Origin of the sequence: Salinicola lusitanus, from assembly GCF_003206045.1 — a bacterium.
In the GTDB taxonomy this organism is placed as follows: Bacteria; Pseudomonadota; Gammaproteobacteria; order Pseudomonadales; family Halomonadaceae; genus Salinicola; species Salinicola lusitanus.
In genome coordinates this window covers 231,805-244,629 of sequence record NZ_PZJM01000001.1, presented here as the reverse complement: position 1 = coordinate 244,629, position 12,825 = coordinate 231,805, and the positions used below count along the sequence as shown (strand labels likewise).

Annotated in this window: 13 protein-coding genes; 10 read left to right on the top strand and 3 right to left on the bottom strand. The window is 64.2% G+C overall.

Features of this window, described 5'->3' with window-relative positions; genetic code table 11:
• Nucleotides 1–10: 10 nt before the first annotated feature.
• Nucleotides 11–988 (bottom strand): TDT family transporter, encoded by a 978-nt coding sequence (locus DOM45_RS01180; protein WP_110597686.1) that lies wholly within the window; start codon nt 986–988, stop codon nt 11–13.
• Between the two features lie 124 nt (nt 989–1,112).
• Between DOM45_RS01180 and DOM45_RS01175 the strand changes: the two genes are divergently transcribed.
• Nucleotides 1,113–2,009, top strand: a complete 897-nt coding sequence (locus DOM45_RS01175) for a LysR substrate-binding domain-containing protein (protein ID WP_110597685.1) — start codon at nt 1,113–1,115, stop codon at nt 2,007–2,009.
• A gap of 109 nt (nt 2,010–2,118) precedes the next feature.
• Here the strand turns inward: DOM45_RS01175 and DOM45_RS01170 are convergent, their stop codons facing one another.
• Nucleotides 2,119–2,589: a DUF2501 domain-containing protein gene (locus DOM45_RS01170; RefSeq protein WP_157958320.1), complete on the bottom strand. Its 471-nt coding sequence runs from the start codon at nt 2,587–2,589 to the stop codon at nt 2,119–2,121.
• Between the two features lie 250 nt (nt 2,590–2,839).
• Here DOM45_RS01170 and DOM45_RS01165 point away from each other — a divergent pair, with 250 nt between their 5' ends.
• The 9 genes from DOM45_RS01165 (at nt 2,840) to DOM45_RS01125 (ending at nt 11,383) form a co-directional block, all read left to right on the top strand.
• Entirely contained in the window at nt 2,840–3,028 is a 189-nt protein-coding gene (locus tag DOM45_RS01165; protein ID WP_110597683.1) for a hypothetical protein, read from the top strand.
• Nucleotides 3,029–3,198: 170 nt separating this feature from the next.
• Nucleotides 3,199–4,407 (top strand): 5-demethoxyubiquinol-8 5-hydroxylase UbiM, encoded by a 1,209-nt coding sequence (ubiM, locus tag DOM45_RS01160; protein ID WP_110597682.1) that lies wholly within the window; start codon nt 3,199–3,201, stop codon nt 4,405–4,407.
• Nucleotides 4,408–4,458: 51 nt separating this feature from the next.
• Nucleotides 4,459–5,361, top strand: coding sequence for a phosphogluconate dehydrogenase (NAD(+)-dependent, decarboxylating) (gene gnd, locus DOM45_RS01155; protein WP_110597681.1), 903 nt, complete (start codon nt 4,459–4,461; stop codon nt 5,359–5,361).
• 390 nt (nt 5,362–5,751) lie between these two features.
• Nucleotides 5,752–5,976: a glutaredoxin-like protein NrdH gene (nrdH, locus tag DOM45_RS01150; protein ID WP_071230919.1), complete on the top strand. Its 225-nt coding sequence runs from the start codon at nt 5,752–5,754 to the stop codon at nt 5,974–5,976.
• Between the two features lie 94 nt (nt 5,977–6,070).
• Nucleotides 6,071–6,475 (top strand): class Ib ribonucleoside-diphosphate reductase assembly flavoprotein NrdI, encoded by a 405-nt coding sequence (gene nrdI, locus DOM45_RS01145; protein WP_110597680.1) that lies wholly within the window; start codon nt 6,071–6,073, stop codon nt 6,473–6,475.
• A 14-nt stretch (nt 6,476–6,489) separates the two neighbouring features.
• The gene (nrdE, locus tag DOM45_RS01140; protein WP_232822119.1) at nt 6,490–8,634 is read left to right on the top strand and encodes a class 1b ribonucleoside-diphosphate reductase subunit alpha; all 2,145 of its coding nucleotides are present in this window, start codon (nt 6,490–6,492) and stop codon (nt 8,632–8,634) included.
• A gap of 61 nt (nt 8,635–8,695) precedes the next feature.
• Nucleotides 8,696–9,679 (top strand): class 1b ribonucleoside-diphosphate reductase subunit beta, encoded by a 984-nt coding sequence (gene nrdF / locus DOM45_RS01135; protein ID WP_425353319.1) that lies wholly within the window; start codon nt 8,696–8,698, stop codon nt 9,677–9,679.
• Between the two features lie 188 nt (nt 9,680–9,867).
• A complete protein-coding gene (locus DOM45_RS01130; protein ID WP_110597678.1) occupies nt 9,868–10,617 on the top strand; it encodes a hypothetical protein in 750 nt (249 codons plus the stop codon).
• Between the two features lie 145 nt (nt 10,618–10,762).
• Nucleotides 10,763–11,383: an NUDIX hydrolase gene (locus tag DOM45_RS01125; RefSeq protein ID WP_110597677.1), complete on the top strand. Its 621-nt coding sequence runs from the start codon at nt 10,763–10,765 to the stop codon at nt 11,381–11,383.
• A gap of 21 nt (nt 11,384–11,404) precedes the next feature.
• On the opposite strand, the gene DOM45_RS01120 is transcribed toward DOM45_RS01125, so the two are convergent.
• Nucleotides 11,405–12,640 carry a methyl-accepting chemotaxis protein gene (locus DOM45_RS01120; RefSeq protein ID WP_110597676.1) on the bottom strand — a complete coding sequence of 412 codons (1,236 nt, stop codon included), beginning with the start codon at nt 12,638–12,640 and terminating at the stop codon, nt 11,405–11,407.
• Between the last annotated feature and the right edge of the window lie 185 nt (nt 12,641–12,825).

Sequence of the window (12,825 nt, the reverse complement as noted above, 5' to 3'; positions counted from 1 at the left end):
GGCGCTTTTCTCAGACCGTGCGGGTCAGGGCGCCGGCACGCCAGCCGCGTAGATAGAAACCGAGATAGCGCAGCGCCACATAGCCGACGATGACGCTGGCGACGATCACCTCCAGCGTTGCCAGGGCGTGGACGATCGCGACATCGTGGGCGCTGAAGCCGTGGGTCTGCATCCAGTCGGCGGTCTTCGCCAGGGCCGTGGCGCCGATCACCATGGGAAAGGTGAAGGCGGCATATCCTGGGCTGTAGGGCAGGCGCAGCAGCTTGAAAAAGGCCAGATAGATGATCAGGGTCATCAGGACCGCGATGCCGCCCAGCAGTGCGACCAGCAGCGGCGACGGCGTCTCGACGACGGTGAGGTAGCCGGCCAGTGACAGGCTGGCCGGTGCCGCCATGATGGCGATGGTCGGTTTGGCGGGATCGGGGATCTCGTCGGCGAAGATCAGTCGGTAGATCATGACCGGCAGCAGGATGGCGTAGAGACCCATGCCGAGATAGAGCAGGCCGATCGCCAACGGATGCAGTGCCGAGACGCCCGGAAACGCCACGTCGGCGACGATGATCCCCACCGGCGGCACGAACCACGCCGGTACCATGTGGTGGAGTTCGAACGCCCGCGCCCGGTGTACCACGAAGGCGACGAGAAAGCTCAGGTGCAGCGCTACCGCCACGAGCCAGAGCGCGACACCGACGGAAGGCGCCAGCCATTCACCGGCGGCTTTCGAGACCACCATCAGCGCCATGGCGAAGGTTGGCACGACGCTGCCGACGACCGGGTGGGCCAGGTCCGTCCACAGCAGCCGAGGGTGAAGCACGAACTTGGCACTGAGGATCAACAGCAGCACCGTCGCGGCTATCGCACCGGCCAACTGCGCCCTGCCCTCGAGGGGCGCGAAACTCTCCCAGCTCCAGCCCAGGCTGGAGATCCCCAGCGCCAGGCCGGCCATCGGCGTCGGCGCAGTCTGAAGACGTTGGGTCAGGGTCGGCATGGAGGGTCTCCTCATGATCGATGGAGACACCTTATGGCATTTTGCGCTATCGTTATATTTTAACTTTGTTTACTGGTCGTTTTATAAAATTCAACGAACGAGGTTTGATCAAAGCGAGGAAGCAATGGCGATCACGTTCCGTCAGCTTCAAGTGTTCGTCGCGGTGGCGCGCGAGCGCACCTTGACCGCCGCGGCAGCGACGCTGTTCCTGACCAAGCCGGCGGTCAGCATCGCGCTGGCGGAATTGGAGAAGCAGTGCGGTCGCACGCTCTTCGATCGCCACCGCAACCGACTCTATCTCAACGACCAGGGGCGGCGGCTGCTGCCGATGGCGGATGAGCTGTTGGCCCGCAGCGAAGCGATCGAGCAGCTGTTCGACAACGATGCCCTGGGCGGGCATCTCCATATCGGCGCCAGTTACACCATCGGCCACCAGCTGTTGCCGACGCTGTTGCGGGACTTCCGGGTCGAGAGCGGACATCGTGATCAGCGGATCACCATCGCCAACAGTGCCTCGATCTGCACCGCGCTGGAAGCGTTCGAGCTGGACGTCGGCATGATCGAGGGCCGCGTCGCCGGAGAGCGTTTCCACGTGCTGCCGTGGCGCCGCGACCGGATGCTGGTGGCGGCCTCCCGCGATCACCCGCTGGCAGCCCTGGGGCCGGTGGCGGTCGAGAGGCTGGCAGAGTACGCGTGGCTGCTGCGGGAACCGGGCTCCGGCACCCGGGAGCAGTTCATGCGGTTCATCGCCCCGCGGTTACCCCAGTGGGAACTGAGCCTGGAGATCAACTCGGCGGAGGCGATCATCAACGCCGCCGCGGCCGGGCTCGGGCTGACCTGCCTCTCCGCGCTGGAGGCGCGACACGCCTTGAGAGATGGACGTCTGGTCGAGATCGAACTGGACCTGGATATGACCCGGGAGTTCAGTCTGGTGCTGCACCGCGACAAGTATCGCAGTCCGTTGATCGAGCGATTCGTCGAGTTCTGTCGGCGACGTGACGAGGCCGATGATCCGCCATGAGCCGGAGCGGCGAGGATGGCCGTCGCCGCAGGAACGGGCGCCCCGTTGCCGTGAGCCGGGAGCGGCGGGGACGCCCGTGGAGCGGGATTGAATGGCGCGAGGGCGAGTGTCAGCCGCCGAGGAAAGAGGACATGGCCTTGTCGGTGATCATGCCGCAGGCCTTTTTACCTGCCTGCTCCTTGAGATTGGTCAGGCTGAAGGTCTGACCATTGCCGCCCTGCAGCAGGCCGTTCAGGCCCTGTTGATAGCCGGCATCCTCCTTGGCCTGACTCTGGCCGCCGACTTTCTCGAGCAGGCGACTCTTGACCTGGTCGGTCGTGCTCTCGGTATAGCCCTGCTGCTGGCAGTAGCCCAGCACCCCGGCCACATTCTGCATGCTGCCGAGATTCATCGACCCGGAGCCGAGCGAGCTGAGCAGCGAGGCGCCGCCGGTGGCGCCTGCCCCCTGACCCTGGGAGGAGTGCCCGGACATCACCTCGCCGGCGTTTTTCTTGACGCTGTCGAAGCTGAAGGCCGACGCCATGGGTGAGGCGGCGATGGACGCGGTCAACAGGGCGGCGGAGAGGAAACGAAGATTCATGAATTCATACTCCTGGCTGGAAAAGAAACCCCGACGGGGTTCCGGTGAAACGATCCGCGAGTATCGATGATAGGGCGATGAGACGCCTTGCTGGCGCCGCTCTACGCTAGAGCAACCAGGCGCTTCTGTCCAAGCGCGGTGATGACCGTCCGCGATCCTCGATGTGACGAGGAAACTCCGAACCCGCATCATGGTCTAGGCTTGGAGTGTCGGAAGGAGTTCGACGTCCCCTCGAGAAAAAGGAGATGGCATGATTATCAACGTTGGCGAATTCAAGCGCCTGCTCGACGAATACGACGATCAGCTCGAATTGAGCTTCAGTGGCCTGGAGTATCACCGGCTCAGGCAGAAGGGCGACAAGCACCTGGAAGTCGAGTTCGAGGAGAAGATATTCCGGGACAAGACCGGGCACATCAACATTCATGGCGAAGGGCATTGAGAGCTCGCTCCGGCGTCGAGCCGGCAGGGCACCGCCAACTCGGCGCCGTTCGTGTCTCGCCGGGCGCCACGCCGTTGCTCCTCGAGCGCGACGCTCGACAGGCGTGGCGACTTCGCCGCCGAGGGCTTTTCCGTTACCGTTACGCCCATTGAGGCTAGGGAGCGGTAGGAATGGATGATTCAACCCCGACCACGCAGGTCGATGTCGCCATCGTCGGCGCGGGGCCGATCGGCCTCTGTTTCGCCAATGCACTGTCGCGCCAGGGCGTGAGTTCGATGCTGATCGATCGCCAGCCGAGGTCGGCAATGGCGGACCCTGGCAACGACGGGCGCGAGATCGCGCTGACCCGAGCATCGCAGCAGATCCTCGATCGACTCGGCGTCTGGTCGGGTATCGATCCCGCTGAACGGGCCCGAATGCGAGCCGCCAAGGTCTTCGACGGCCAGTCACTGTTCGCGATGGAGATCGCGCCGGGCGCCACCCGGGACGACCCGCTCGGTTGCCTGGTACCCAATCGGGTGATTCGTCGGGCTGCCTACGGTGCCCTGCAGCCGGAAGCGCCGGGAGCGGGGGATATCCTGTGGCGCGACGAAGGCGAGATCGTGCGGTTCCAGGCCAACGAGGCAGCGGTCGATATCGAGCTCGGCAGTGGCGAACGTGTCCAGGCTTCGCTGCTGGTGGCAGCGGACAGCCGCTTCTCCACTACGCGGCGGGCCATGGGGATTCCGGCCCGTACCTACCAGCACGGCGAGCAGATGCTGGTCTGCCGGATGCACCACGACGAGCCTCACGACCAGACCGCCTGGGAGTGGTTCGGCTACGGTCAGACCCTGGCGTTGTTGCCGGTCGATACCCACTGCTCGTCGCTGGTGCTCACCCTCTCCCCCGAGGCGATGGCGCAGCAGTTGGCGCTGAGCGACGCGGCGTTCGACGCCGATATCACCCGGCGTTTCGAGGGTCGGCTCGGCGCCATGCATCGGATCGCCGAGCCGCACTGTTATCCGCTGGTCAGCGTCTATGCCGAGCGTTTCGTCGGTCACCGTCAGGCGCTGATCGGTGATGCCGCCGTCGGCATGCACCCGGTGACGGCCCATGGTTTCAATCTCGGCCTGCAGGGCCTCGCCAGGCTGGCGGAGCTGGTTGGCGAGGCACGCCAGCAGGGGCGCGACATCGCCTCGCCGGCTCTGCTCAGGCGGTATCAGCGCGAACAGCGGCTGGCGACAGGCCCGCTGTTCGCGGCAACCTTGGCGATCGTCGGGCTCTATACCGATGATCGGCCACCGGCCAGGCTGTTACGCAAGGCGGTATTGAGAGCCGGCGAGACGGCCTGGCCCATTCGGCGCCTGATCGCCGGTCATTTGACCCGTTCGGCAAGTTAGCGACTGGCGGGCCAGCCCCGTCATCTCCGTTCACGCTCGACAGGAGTTCGTATGGATCTTGCAATGGTGGGCTTGGGGCGCATGGGCGCCAATATGGCGGAGCGCCTGGTACGCAACGGCCATCGCGTGGTGGGCGTCGATCCCAGCGAGGAGGCGAGGGCCAGGGCGGCGGATAAAGGCATCGAGCCGGCGGTGTCGCTGGCGGCGGCAGTCGACGCGCTGCCGTCACCCAGGATCGTCTGGCTGATGGTGCCTGCAGGCCCGCCAGTGGACAAGCTGATCGCCGAACTCGAACCGCTGCTGGCCGCCGACGACGTGATCATCGACGGCGGCAACTCGATGTACAAGGACACGCTGCGCCGCGCGGCGCAGTCGCGCACGAGTCGGCTGCACTATGTGGATGTCGGCACCAGCGGCGGCGTCTGGGGGCTCGCCGAGGGCTACAGCATGATGGTGGGCGGTGAGACCGACGTGGTCGAATCGCTCCGGCCGCTGTTCGAAGCGCTCGCACCCGCCGCGGACAAGGGGTGGGGGCATGTCGGGCCCAGCGGCGCGGGTCACTTCACCAAGATGGTCCACAACGGCATCGAGTACGGCATGATGCAGGCCTACGCCGAGGGCTTCGCGATCATGGAGCGCAAGGATTTCGAGCTCGATCTGCATCAGATCGCCGAGATCTGGCGCTACGGCAGCGTGGTGCGCTCCTGGCTGCTCGACCTGACCGCCGATGCACTGGAAAAGAATCCATCGCTGGAGGGTATCGCGCCCTATGTCTCGGACTCCGGCGAGGGGCGCTGGACCGTGGACGAGGCGATCGAACTCGAGGTCAGCGCGCCGGTGATCACTCTCTCTCTGCTCGAACGGCTGCGCTCGCGCGAGCAGGACTCCTATGGTGACAAGCTGCTCTCCGCCATGCGCAACGAATTCGGCGGACACGAGATCAAGAAGCGCTGATCGAAGCGCCTCCGTGGCTGGCGCATCGTCGCGCCGCCACGCCTGGATCGACCTTCGTCACGCTGCCCTACCCATTCCCTTCCACTACCAGATAGTGTGTTCAGAGACGCCGGGAGACACAACTCTCCCGGCGTTTTCGGCTGCAACCGCACTCGATTTTCGACCTTGACAGGGCGGGAAGCCGGCTACCATGCGGGCTCCCGAGTCGTCCGAAATTATCCACAGGATGTTGACAGAAAAAGACCACATCTATGCTTGGAAAAACCGCCGGCTACCATATATAGTGTTTTTCCAGAGGCGGCGGGAGCGGTGCGAAACCGTGATTTCCCAACCGCCATAGCCTGCACCATCGGCTGTCGATGGCGTCTTTCCCTGTCAAGGATGGTTATCATGAGCATCACGATCTATAGCAAGCCGGCCTGCGTCCAGTGCAACGCCACCTACCGCGCTCTGGACAAGCAAGGAATCGACTATACCGTGGTTGATCTGACCCAAGACGCCGATGCCATGCAGCGCGTTCAAAATCTCGGCTACCGCCAGGTGCCGGTCGTGGTCGCGGGTGAAGATCACTGGGCCGGGTTCCGTCCGGACAAGATCAGCACGCTGGTCGCCTGATCCGATCGCTTCGCATCTTTCAGGCTCGAATCTTTCCGGCTAGCGCTGGCTTCGCCCGCGCTGCCGAAACCGCGCAGGGGCGCAGGAGACCGTCATGGCTGGGCTGGTCTATTTTTCGACCAAATCAGGCAATACGCGGCGCTTCGTCGAAAAACTGGGTCTGCCGGCCAGCCGGATTCCGCTGAACCGAAGCGACCCACCCCTGCAGGTCGAGACACCCTATATTCTCGTAGTACCGACCTATGGTGACGGTGATCCGCGCTCCGCGGTGCCCGCGCCAGTCATTCGCTTTCTGAATGACGAACATAACCGGTCCCTGATTCGCGGCGTCATCGCCGGCGGCAACACCAATTTCGGCGAGGCCTTTGGCCTGGCGGGACGGGTTGTCGCGAACAAGTGTCGGGTACCGCTTCTCTATCGTTTCGAACTGATGGGCACGGCAGAAGATGTCCATCGAGTCCTTGCAGGGGTGACCGAATTTTGGAAACGCTCAGCCTAGATACGGGTACGACCGTGCGGCCTGCCGTCAGTGCCGACCACAATGCCAAGGCGCTCGATTACCACGCGCTCAATGCCATGTTGAACCTGTATGACGCCAACGGCCGTCTGCAGCTCGACAAGGACAAGGAAGCGGCGCGTCAGTATTTTCTGCAGCACGTGAACCAGAACACGGTGTTCTTCCACTCGCTGAAGGAAAAGCTCGACTACCTGGTGGAAGAGGGCTACTACGAGCAGCAGGTGCTCGACCAGTACGACTTCGGCTTCGTGACGGCACTGTTCGATCAGGCCTACGCGGCGAAATTCCGTTTCCAGAGCTTCCTGGGCGCGTTCAAGTACTACACCAGCTACACGCTCAAGACCTTCGACGGCAAGCGTTACCTCGAGCGTTTCGAAGACCGCGTCTGCATGGTGGCATTGAGCCTGGCGCGCGGCGACGAGACCCTGGCGCGACAACTGGTCGAGGAGATCATCCACGGCCGCTTCCAGCCGGCGACACCGACCTTCCTCAACTGCGGCAAGCGCCAGCGCGGCGAGCTGGTCTCCTGCTTCCTGCTGCGCATCGAGGACAACATGGAGTCCATCGGGCGCTCGATCAACTCCGCGCTGCAGCTCTCCAAGCGTGGCGGCGGGGTGGCGTTCTCGCTCTCCAACGTGCGGGAATCCGGCGCGCCGATCAAGCGCATCGAGAACCAGTCCTCCGGCATCATCCCGATCATGAAGATGCTCGAGGACGCCTTCTCCTACGCCAACCAACTGGGCGCGCGTCAGGGTGCCGGGGCGGTCTATCTCAACGCCCACCACCCGGACATCCTGCGTTTCCTCGACACCAAGCGCGAGAACGCCGACGAGAAGATCCGCATCAAGACGCTGTCGCTCGGCATCGTGATGCCGGACATCACCTTCGAGCTGGCCAAGCGCAACGAGGAGATGTACCTGTTCTCGCCCTACGACGTGGAGCGCATCTACGGCGTGCCGTTCGGCGACATCAGCGTCACCGAGAAGTATGAGGAGATGGTCGCCGACGGTCGTATCCGCAAGAAGAAGATCAACGCCCGCGAACTGTTCCAGACCATCGCCGAGCTGCAGTTCGAGTCCGGCTATCCGTATCTGATGTTCGAGGACACGGTAAACCGTGCCAACCCGATCCACGGCCGGATCAACATGTCGAACCTCTGCTCGGAGATCCTGCAGGTCAATACGCCCACCGAGTACGACGACGATCTCGGCTATCGTCATATCGGTGAGGACATCTCCTGCAACCTGGGCTCGCTCAACATCGCCAAGACCATGGATTCGCCGGACTTCGGCACCACGGTAGAGGCGGCCATTCGCGGTCTGACCGCGGTCTCCGAGATGAGCAACATCACCTCGGTGCCGTCGATCGCCGAAGGCAACGCCAAGTCGCACGCCATCGGCCTGGGGCAGATGAACCTGCACGGCTACCTGGCCCGCGAGCACATTCTCTATGGCAGCGAAGAGGGGTTGGATTTCACCAACATCTACTTCTACACCATCGCGTTCCATGCCCTTCGGGCGTCCAACCGTATCGCCATCGAGCGCGACCAGCGCTTCGCCGGCTTCGAGCAGTCGACCTATGCCAGCGGCGAGTACTTCGACAAGTACACCGAGCAGGCGTGGGAACCGAAGACCGAGAAGGTGCGCGGTCTGTTCGAGAAGAGCGGCATCGCCATCCCGACCCAGGACGACTGGCGCGAACTCAAGGCATCGGTGATGGCCCACGGGCTGTTCAACCGCAACCTGCAGGCGATTCCGCCCACTGGCTCGATCTCGTACATCAACAATTCGACCTCGAGCATCCACCCGGTGACGGCCAAGGTCGAGATCCGCAAGGAAGGCAAGCTGGGTCGGGTCTACTATCCGGCGCCGTACCTGACCGACGAGAATCAGGCGTACTATCAGGACGCCTACGAGCTCGGCCCGGAGAAGATCATCGACACCTACGCCGAAGCGACGCAGCACGTCGATCAGGGCCTGTCGCTGACGCTGTTCTTCCGCGACACCGCGACCACGCGTGACGTCAACCGCGCGCAAATCTACGCCTGGCGCAAAGGCATCAAGACGATCTACTACATTCGTCTGCGCCAGGCCGCTCTCGAGGGAACGGAAGTCGAAGGCTGCGTTTCCTGCACGCTGTAAGCCTGAATCTGTTTGAACGCGCCGAGCCGCGGGCTCGGCGCCAACCGAACGAGAACATCTCATGGATATGCCTACCTCCGCCGCCCGTCATCTCAACCGGGTCGATGCGATCAACTGGAACCGCCTCCAGGACGACAAGGACCTGGAGGTCTGGAACCGGCTCACCGGCAACTTCTGGCTGCCGGAGAAGATTCCGCTCTCCAACGACATTCCCGCGTGGAACACCCTGACCGAGCACGAGCAGCAGCTCACCATCCGCGTCTTCACCGGCCTGACGCTGCTCGACACCATCCAGGGCACGGTCGGCGCGCCGGTGCTGATCGAGGATGCGCTCACGCCGCACGAAGAGGCGGTGTTCACCAACATCAGCTTCATGGAGTCGGTCCACGCGCGCTCCTACAGCTCGATCTTCTCGACGCTGTGCGCCACTCGCGACGTCGACGACGCCTACCGCTGGAGCGAGGAGAACCCGTTTTTGCAGAAGAAGGCGGAACTGATCCTCGAGCGCTACCGCAGTGAAGACCCGCTGATGCGCAAGATTGCCAGCGTGTTCCTGGAGTCGTTCCTGTTCTACTCCGGCTTCTACCTGCCGATGTACTGGTCCAGCCGCGCCAAGCTGACCAACACCGCCGACCTGATTCGCCTGATCATTCGCGACGAGGCGATCCACGGCTATTACATCGGCTACAAGTTCCAGCGCCAGCTGGCCCAGCTGCCGGCGGAGCGTCAGGAAGAGATCAAGATCTACGCCTACGAGCTGCTCCACGAGCTCTATGACAACGAGGTCAAGTACACCGAGGCGCTCTACGACGACGTCGGCCTGACCGAAGACGTCAAGAAGTTCCTCCACTACAACGCCAACAAGGCGTTGATGAACCTGGGCTTCGAGGCGCTGTTCCCGGCCAGCGTCACCGACGTCAGCCCGGCGATCCTCGCCGCGCTCTCGCCCGGCTCCGACGAGAACCACGACTTCTTCTCCGGCTCCGGCTCTTCCTACGTGATCGGCAAGACAGTCAGTACGGAAGACGAGGACTGGGCGTTCTGATCCGACGGCCTGTCTCGACAAAAGCCGCCCTGCCCAGGGCGGCTTTTTTGTGTCTGTCCGAATCTCGCGGTCGCGGCAGACCAGCCAATGTCGTGGAATGACCTTCCTCGCTCGCTGCACACTGCCTGCACGAAGTCGCGCGATAGTGCTTCTGCACCTTGTCTCGGTGCGCAACCGGAGTCGAAGTCATGAAATTTCACAAGTCACTCATCGCGCTGGCCGTTGCCGCTTCCACCTTGTCACCGTTGGCCATGGCCGCTCCCACCGAACAGCCCAGACCGCCTGCGCCCCACGAGGCACCCATGGCCCACGCCAACCCGCTCAAGGAGGCGGTGGTCGCCAGTTGGAACCTCGATGAGGACAAGCTGGCCCGTCTGGCCAAGGCTGACAGCGAGTTCCGCGCTGGCCTGCACCAGTTGCGCGGCGATGCCGATGGCAAGGTTGCGCCGGAGCAGCGCCGTGCCGCCATCGAGTCCCTGCTCCAGCAGCAGCGCGAGCAACTCAGCGACGTGCTCAGCGATGAACAGCTGCACGCCTACCAGATGCTGGAGCGCCCGCGTCCGATGATGCGTCACCACGGCGGACCGCGCCTGGATCCCGAGCAGATGACCGCCCAGCTCGAGCAGCGCTATGCGCCGCTGTTCGCGACCTGGAATCTCGATCAGGCACAGAGCGCCAAGGTGCTCAACGCCGAGCGCACCTTCTTCGATGGCCTGCATCAGTTGAAGCGCCCCGACATGAAGGGCGATGGCGAATCGCGGGACGCTCGCGGTGCCCAGCTCAAGCAACTGCTGGAGCAGCGTCACAGCGCGCTCTCCTCGGTCCTGGATGACGAGCAGGTCGCAGCATTCGAAGCGCTGACCAAGCCGCCGCGCGGTCCGCATGATGGCCCGAATCACGGCCCCCGGCCGGAACACGAGGCGCCTGCGGCCGGCTGATGCCGCTATCACGTCGACACCAGCCCTTCCTCGGAAGGGCTTTTTCATGCCCGCGCTACGTGGTTGCCTGACGTCCTCGGCCACAGTTGTTAGTCTTTAGCCGAACCTGCATCGTCATCCACCCTCTGCGATCGGAAACCGACCCATGGAAGATCAATGGCTTGCCTGGGCCAAGCGGCTCGCGGCGCTGGCCGATACCGGGCTTCACTACTGCCGCGACAAGTTCGATCGCGAGCGCTATGAAGAAGTCGCCGAGATTTCGGCATCGATGATGTCGGCGTTGGGCGATATCCCCATCGGCCACGTGAACCTGGCCCTGGGCGAGGGCAAGGGTCATGTCACCCCCAAGATCGATGTGCGCGCGGCGATCATCGACGACGGCAGGATTCTGCTGGTCAGGGAGAAGATGGACGGACGCTGGACGATGCCCGGCGGCTACGCCGAGGTCGGGCTCTCGGCTGCCGAAAACACGATCAAGGAAGTGTGGGAAGAGGCTGGCGTCAAGGTCGAAGCCAAGCGGCTCTACGCCGTCCGCCACAAGGCGAAGCACGCTTATCCCGCCGACGTGCTCGATTTCTACAAGCTGTTCTTTCTCTGTGAGCGGCTCGATGCTGCTCCGCTCGATCCCGGGCATGAAGTGCACGATGCCGCCTATTTCTCGCCCACGGCGCTGCCGCCACTCTCCGAGCCTAGGGTCATCGCCCGGGACATCGAGGATGCGTTCGCCTTTCATGCCCAGCCGCAGCGGCCCACGATCATCGACTAGCGAAGCCCGCCGACGAGACGCCTAGAACGCCTCCCACTCGGCGGCTTCCGACTCGCGGCGCCGGGCCGGCCGGGCGTTTGCAGGCTTGGCGCTCGCTGCCGGCAGCGGGGTGGCCTGCGGGCGTCGCGGGCTGGTCGCGGTGCGGGCGTCGAGGCGGAATACCGCAACCACCGACTGCAGTTCGTTGGCCTCTTCCTCCAGCGCCCGCGCGGCGTTGGCGGCCTGCTGCACCAGGGCGGCGTTCTGCTGGGTGACCTGATCCATCTGGGTCACCGCCTGATTGACCTGGGTGATGCCGTGGTTCTGCTCCTCCGACGCCGCGGCGATCTCGTGCATGATCTCGCTGACCCGGGTGATCGAGGTGACGATGTCGTTCATCGTGGTACCCGCCTTGTCGGCCAGGGCGGCGCCGCTCTCGACTCGCTCGGCGGAGCGCTGGATCAGGTCGCGGATCGCCTTGGCCGCATCGGCGGAACGCCTGGCCAGTGTCTGCACCTCGTTGGCGACCACGGCGAAGCCGCGGCCCTGCTCGCCGGCGCGGGCTGCCTCCACCGAGGCGTTGAGGGCGAGGATATTGGTCTGAAACGCCACCGCGTCGATGGCGTCGAGCAGCGTCACCGCCTGGCGCGAGTTCTCGCTGATCTCGTGCATCGTGCTCACCACGCCGCCGACCACCTCGCCACCGCGGTGCGCCACGCCGGTGGCCTCGTTCGCCAACTGGCTGGCCTGGGCGGCGTTGTCGGCGTTCTGGCGAACGGTCGAGGTCAGTTGCTCCATGCTGGCGGCCGTCTCCTCCAGCGATGCCGCCTGCTGCTCGGTGCGCGAGGAGAGGTCGGTGTTGCCCTGGGCGATGCCGCTGGCGCCGTCGAGCACGTTGTCGCAGGCGTTGCGTACGTTGCCGACGGTGCGCGAGAGATGGCTCTGGGTCTGCGCCATGGCCGCGAACAGCCGCCCGATCTCATTGTTGCCGCGGCGCTCCACCGGCACCGACAGGTCGCCGGCGGCGAGCTTCTCGCAGTGCGCCACCAGCCGCTCCAGAGGACGAATCACGTTGACCGTCACGCCCCACAGCACGATCGCCACCAGGACCAGGGTCGCCACCACCGCAGCGACAATGCCGGCGTTGATCAACCCCGGCGAGACATCGGTGTTGACGGCGTAGGCGGCCAACCCCGCGACCCCCAGCACCAGGAGAGTGAATGCCACCAGTACCAGCAGCCAGCTGGTCTTCACGGTCATGTCTGCGAGACGTTTCATGCTTGGTTCACCTGCCTTCCCTTAGTATCCGAGTGCCGGGCGTCACCACGCGGGTGTCGGCCGGAACGGCGCCGATCCGCGTGGGTGCCGAGTACGTTTTATCGGCGTTTGCGCCAGCGCCTTGAGTACCCGCCGCTGCGGCAAACTGGCACACCTGGCCGGCGCCGTGGCCCGGGGGGCGTCGC

Coding starts and splice junctions, on each gene's coding strand:
- DOM45_RS01180 (WP_110597686.1), bottom strand. CDS start 988: ATGCCGACCCTGACCCAACGTCTTCAGACTGCGCCGACGCCGATGGCC.
- DOM45_RS01175 (WP_110597685.1), top strand. CDS start 1,113: ATGGCGATCACGTTCCGTCAGCTTCAAGTGTTCGTCGCGGTGGCGCGC.
- DOM45_RS01170 (WP_157958320.1), bottom strand. CDS start 2,589: ATGAATCTTCGTTTCCTCTCCGCCGCCCTGTTGACCGCGTCCATCGCC.
- DOM45_RS01165 (WP_110597683.1), top strand. CDS start 2,840: ATGATTATCAACGTTGGCGAATTCAAGCGCCTGCTCGACGAATACGAC.
- ubiM (WP_110597682.1), top strand. CDS start 3,199: ATGGATGATTCAACCCCGACCACGCAGGTCGATGTCGCCATCGTCGGC.
- gnd (WP_110597681.1), top strand. CDS start 4,459: ATGGATCTTGCAATGGTGGGCTTGGGGCGCATGGGCGCCAATATGGCG.
- nrdH (WP_071230919.1), top strand. CDS start 5,752: ATGAGCATCACGATCTATAGCAAGCCGGCCTGCGTCCAGTGCAACGCC.
- nrdI (WP_110597680.1), top strand. CDS start 6,071: ATGGCTGGGCTGGTCTATTTTTCGACCAAATCAGGCAATACGCGGCGC.
- nrdF (WP_425353319.1), top strand. CDS start 8,696: ATGGATATGCCTACCTCCGCCGCCCGTCATCTCAACCGGGTCGATGCG.
- DOM45_RS01130 (WP_110597678.1), top strand. CDS start 9,868: ATGAAATTTCACAAGTCACTCATCGCGCTGGCCGTTGCCGCTTCCACC.
- DOM45_RS01125 (WP_110597677.1), top strand. CDS start 10,763: ATGGAAGATCAATGGCTTGCCTGGGCCAAGCGGCTCGCGGCGCTGGCC.
- DOM45_RS01120 (WP_110597676.1), bottom strand. CDS start 12,640: ATGAAACGTCTCGCAGACATGACCGTGAAGACCAGCTGGCTGCTGGTA.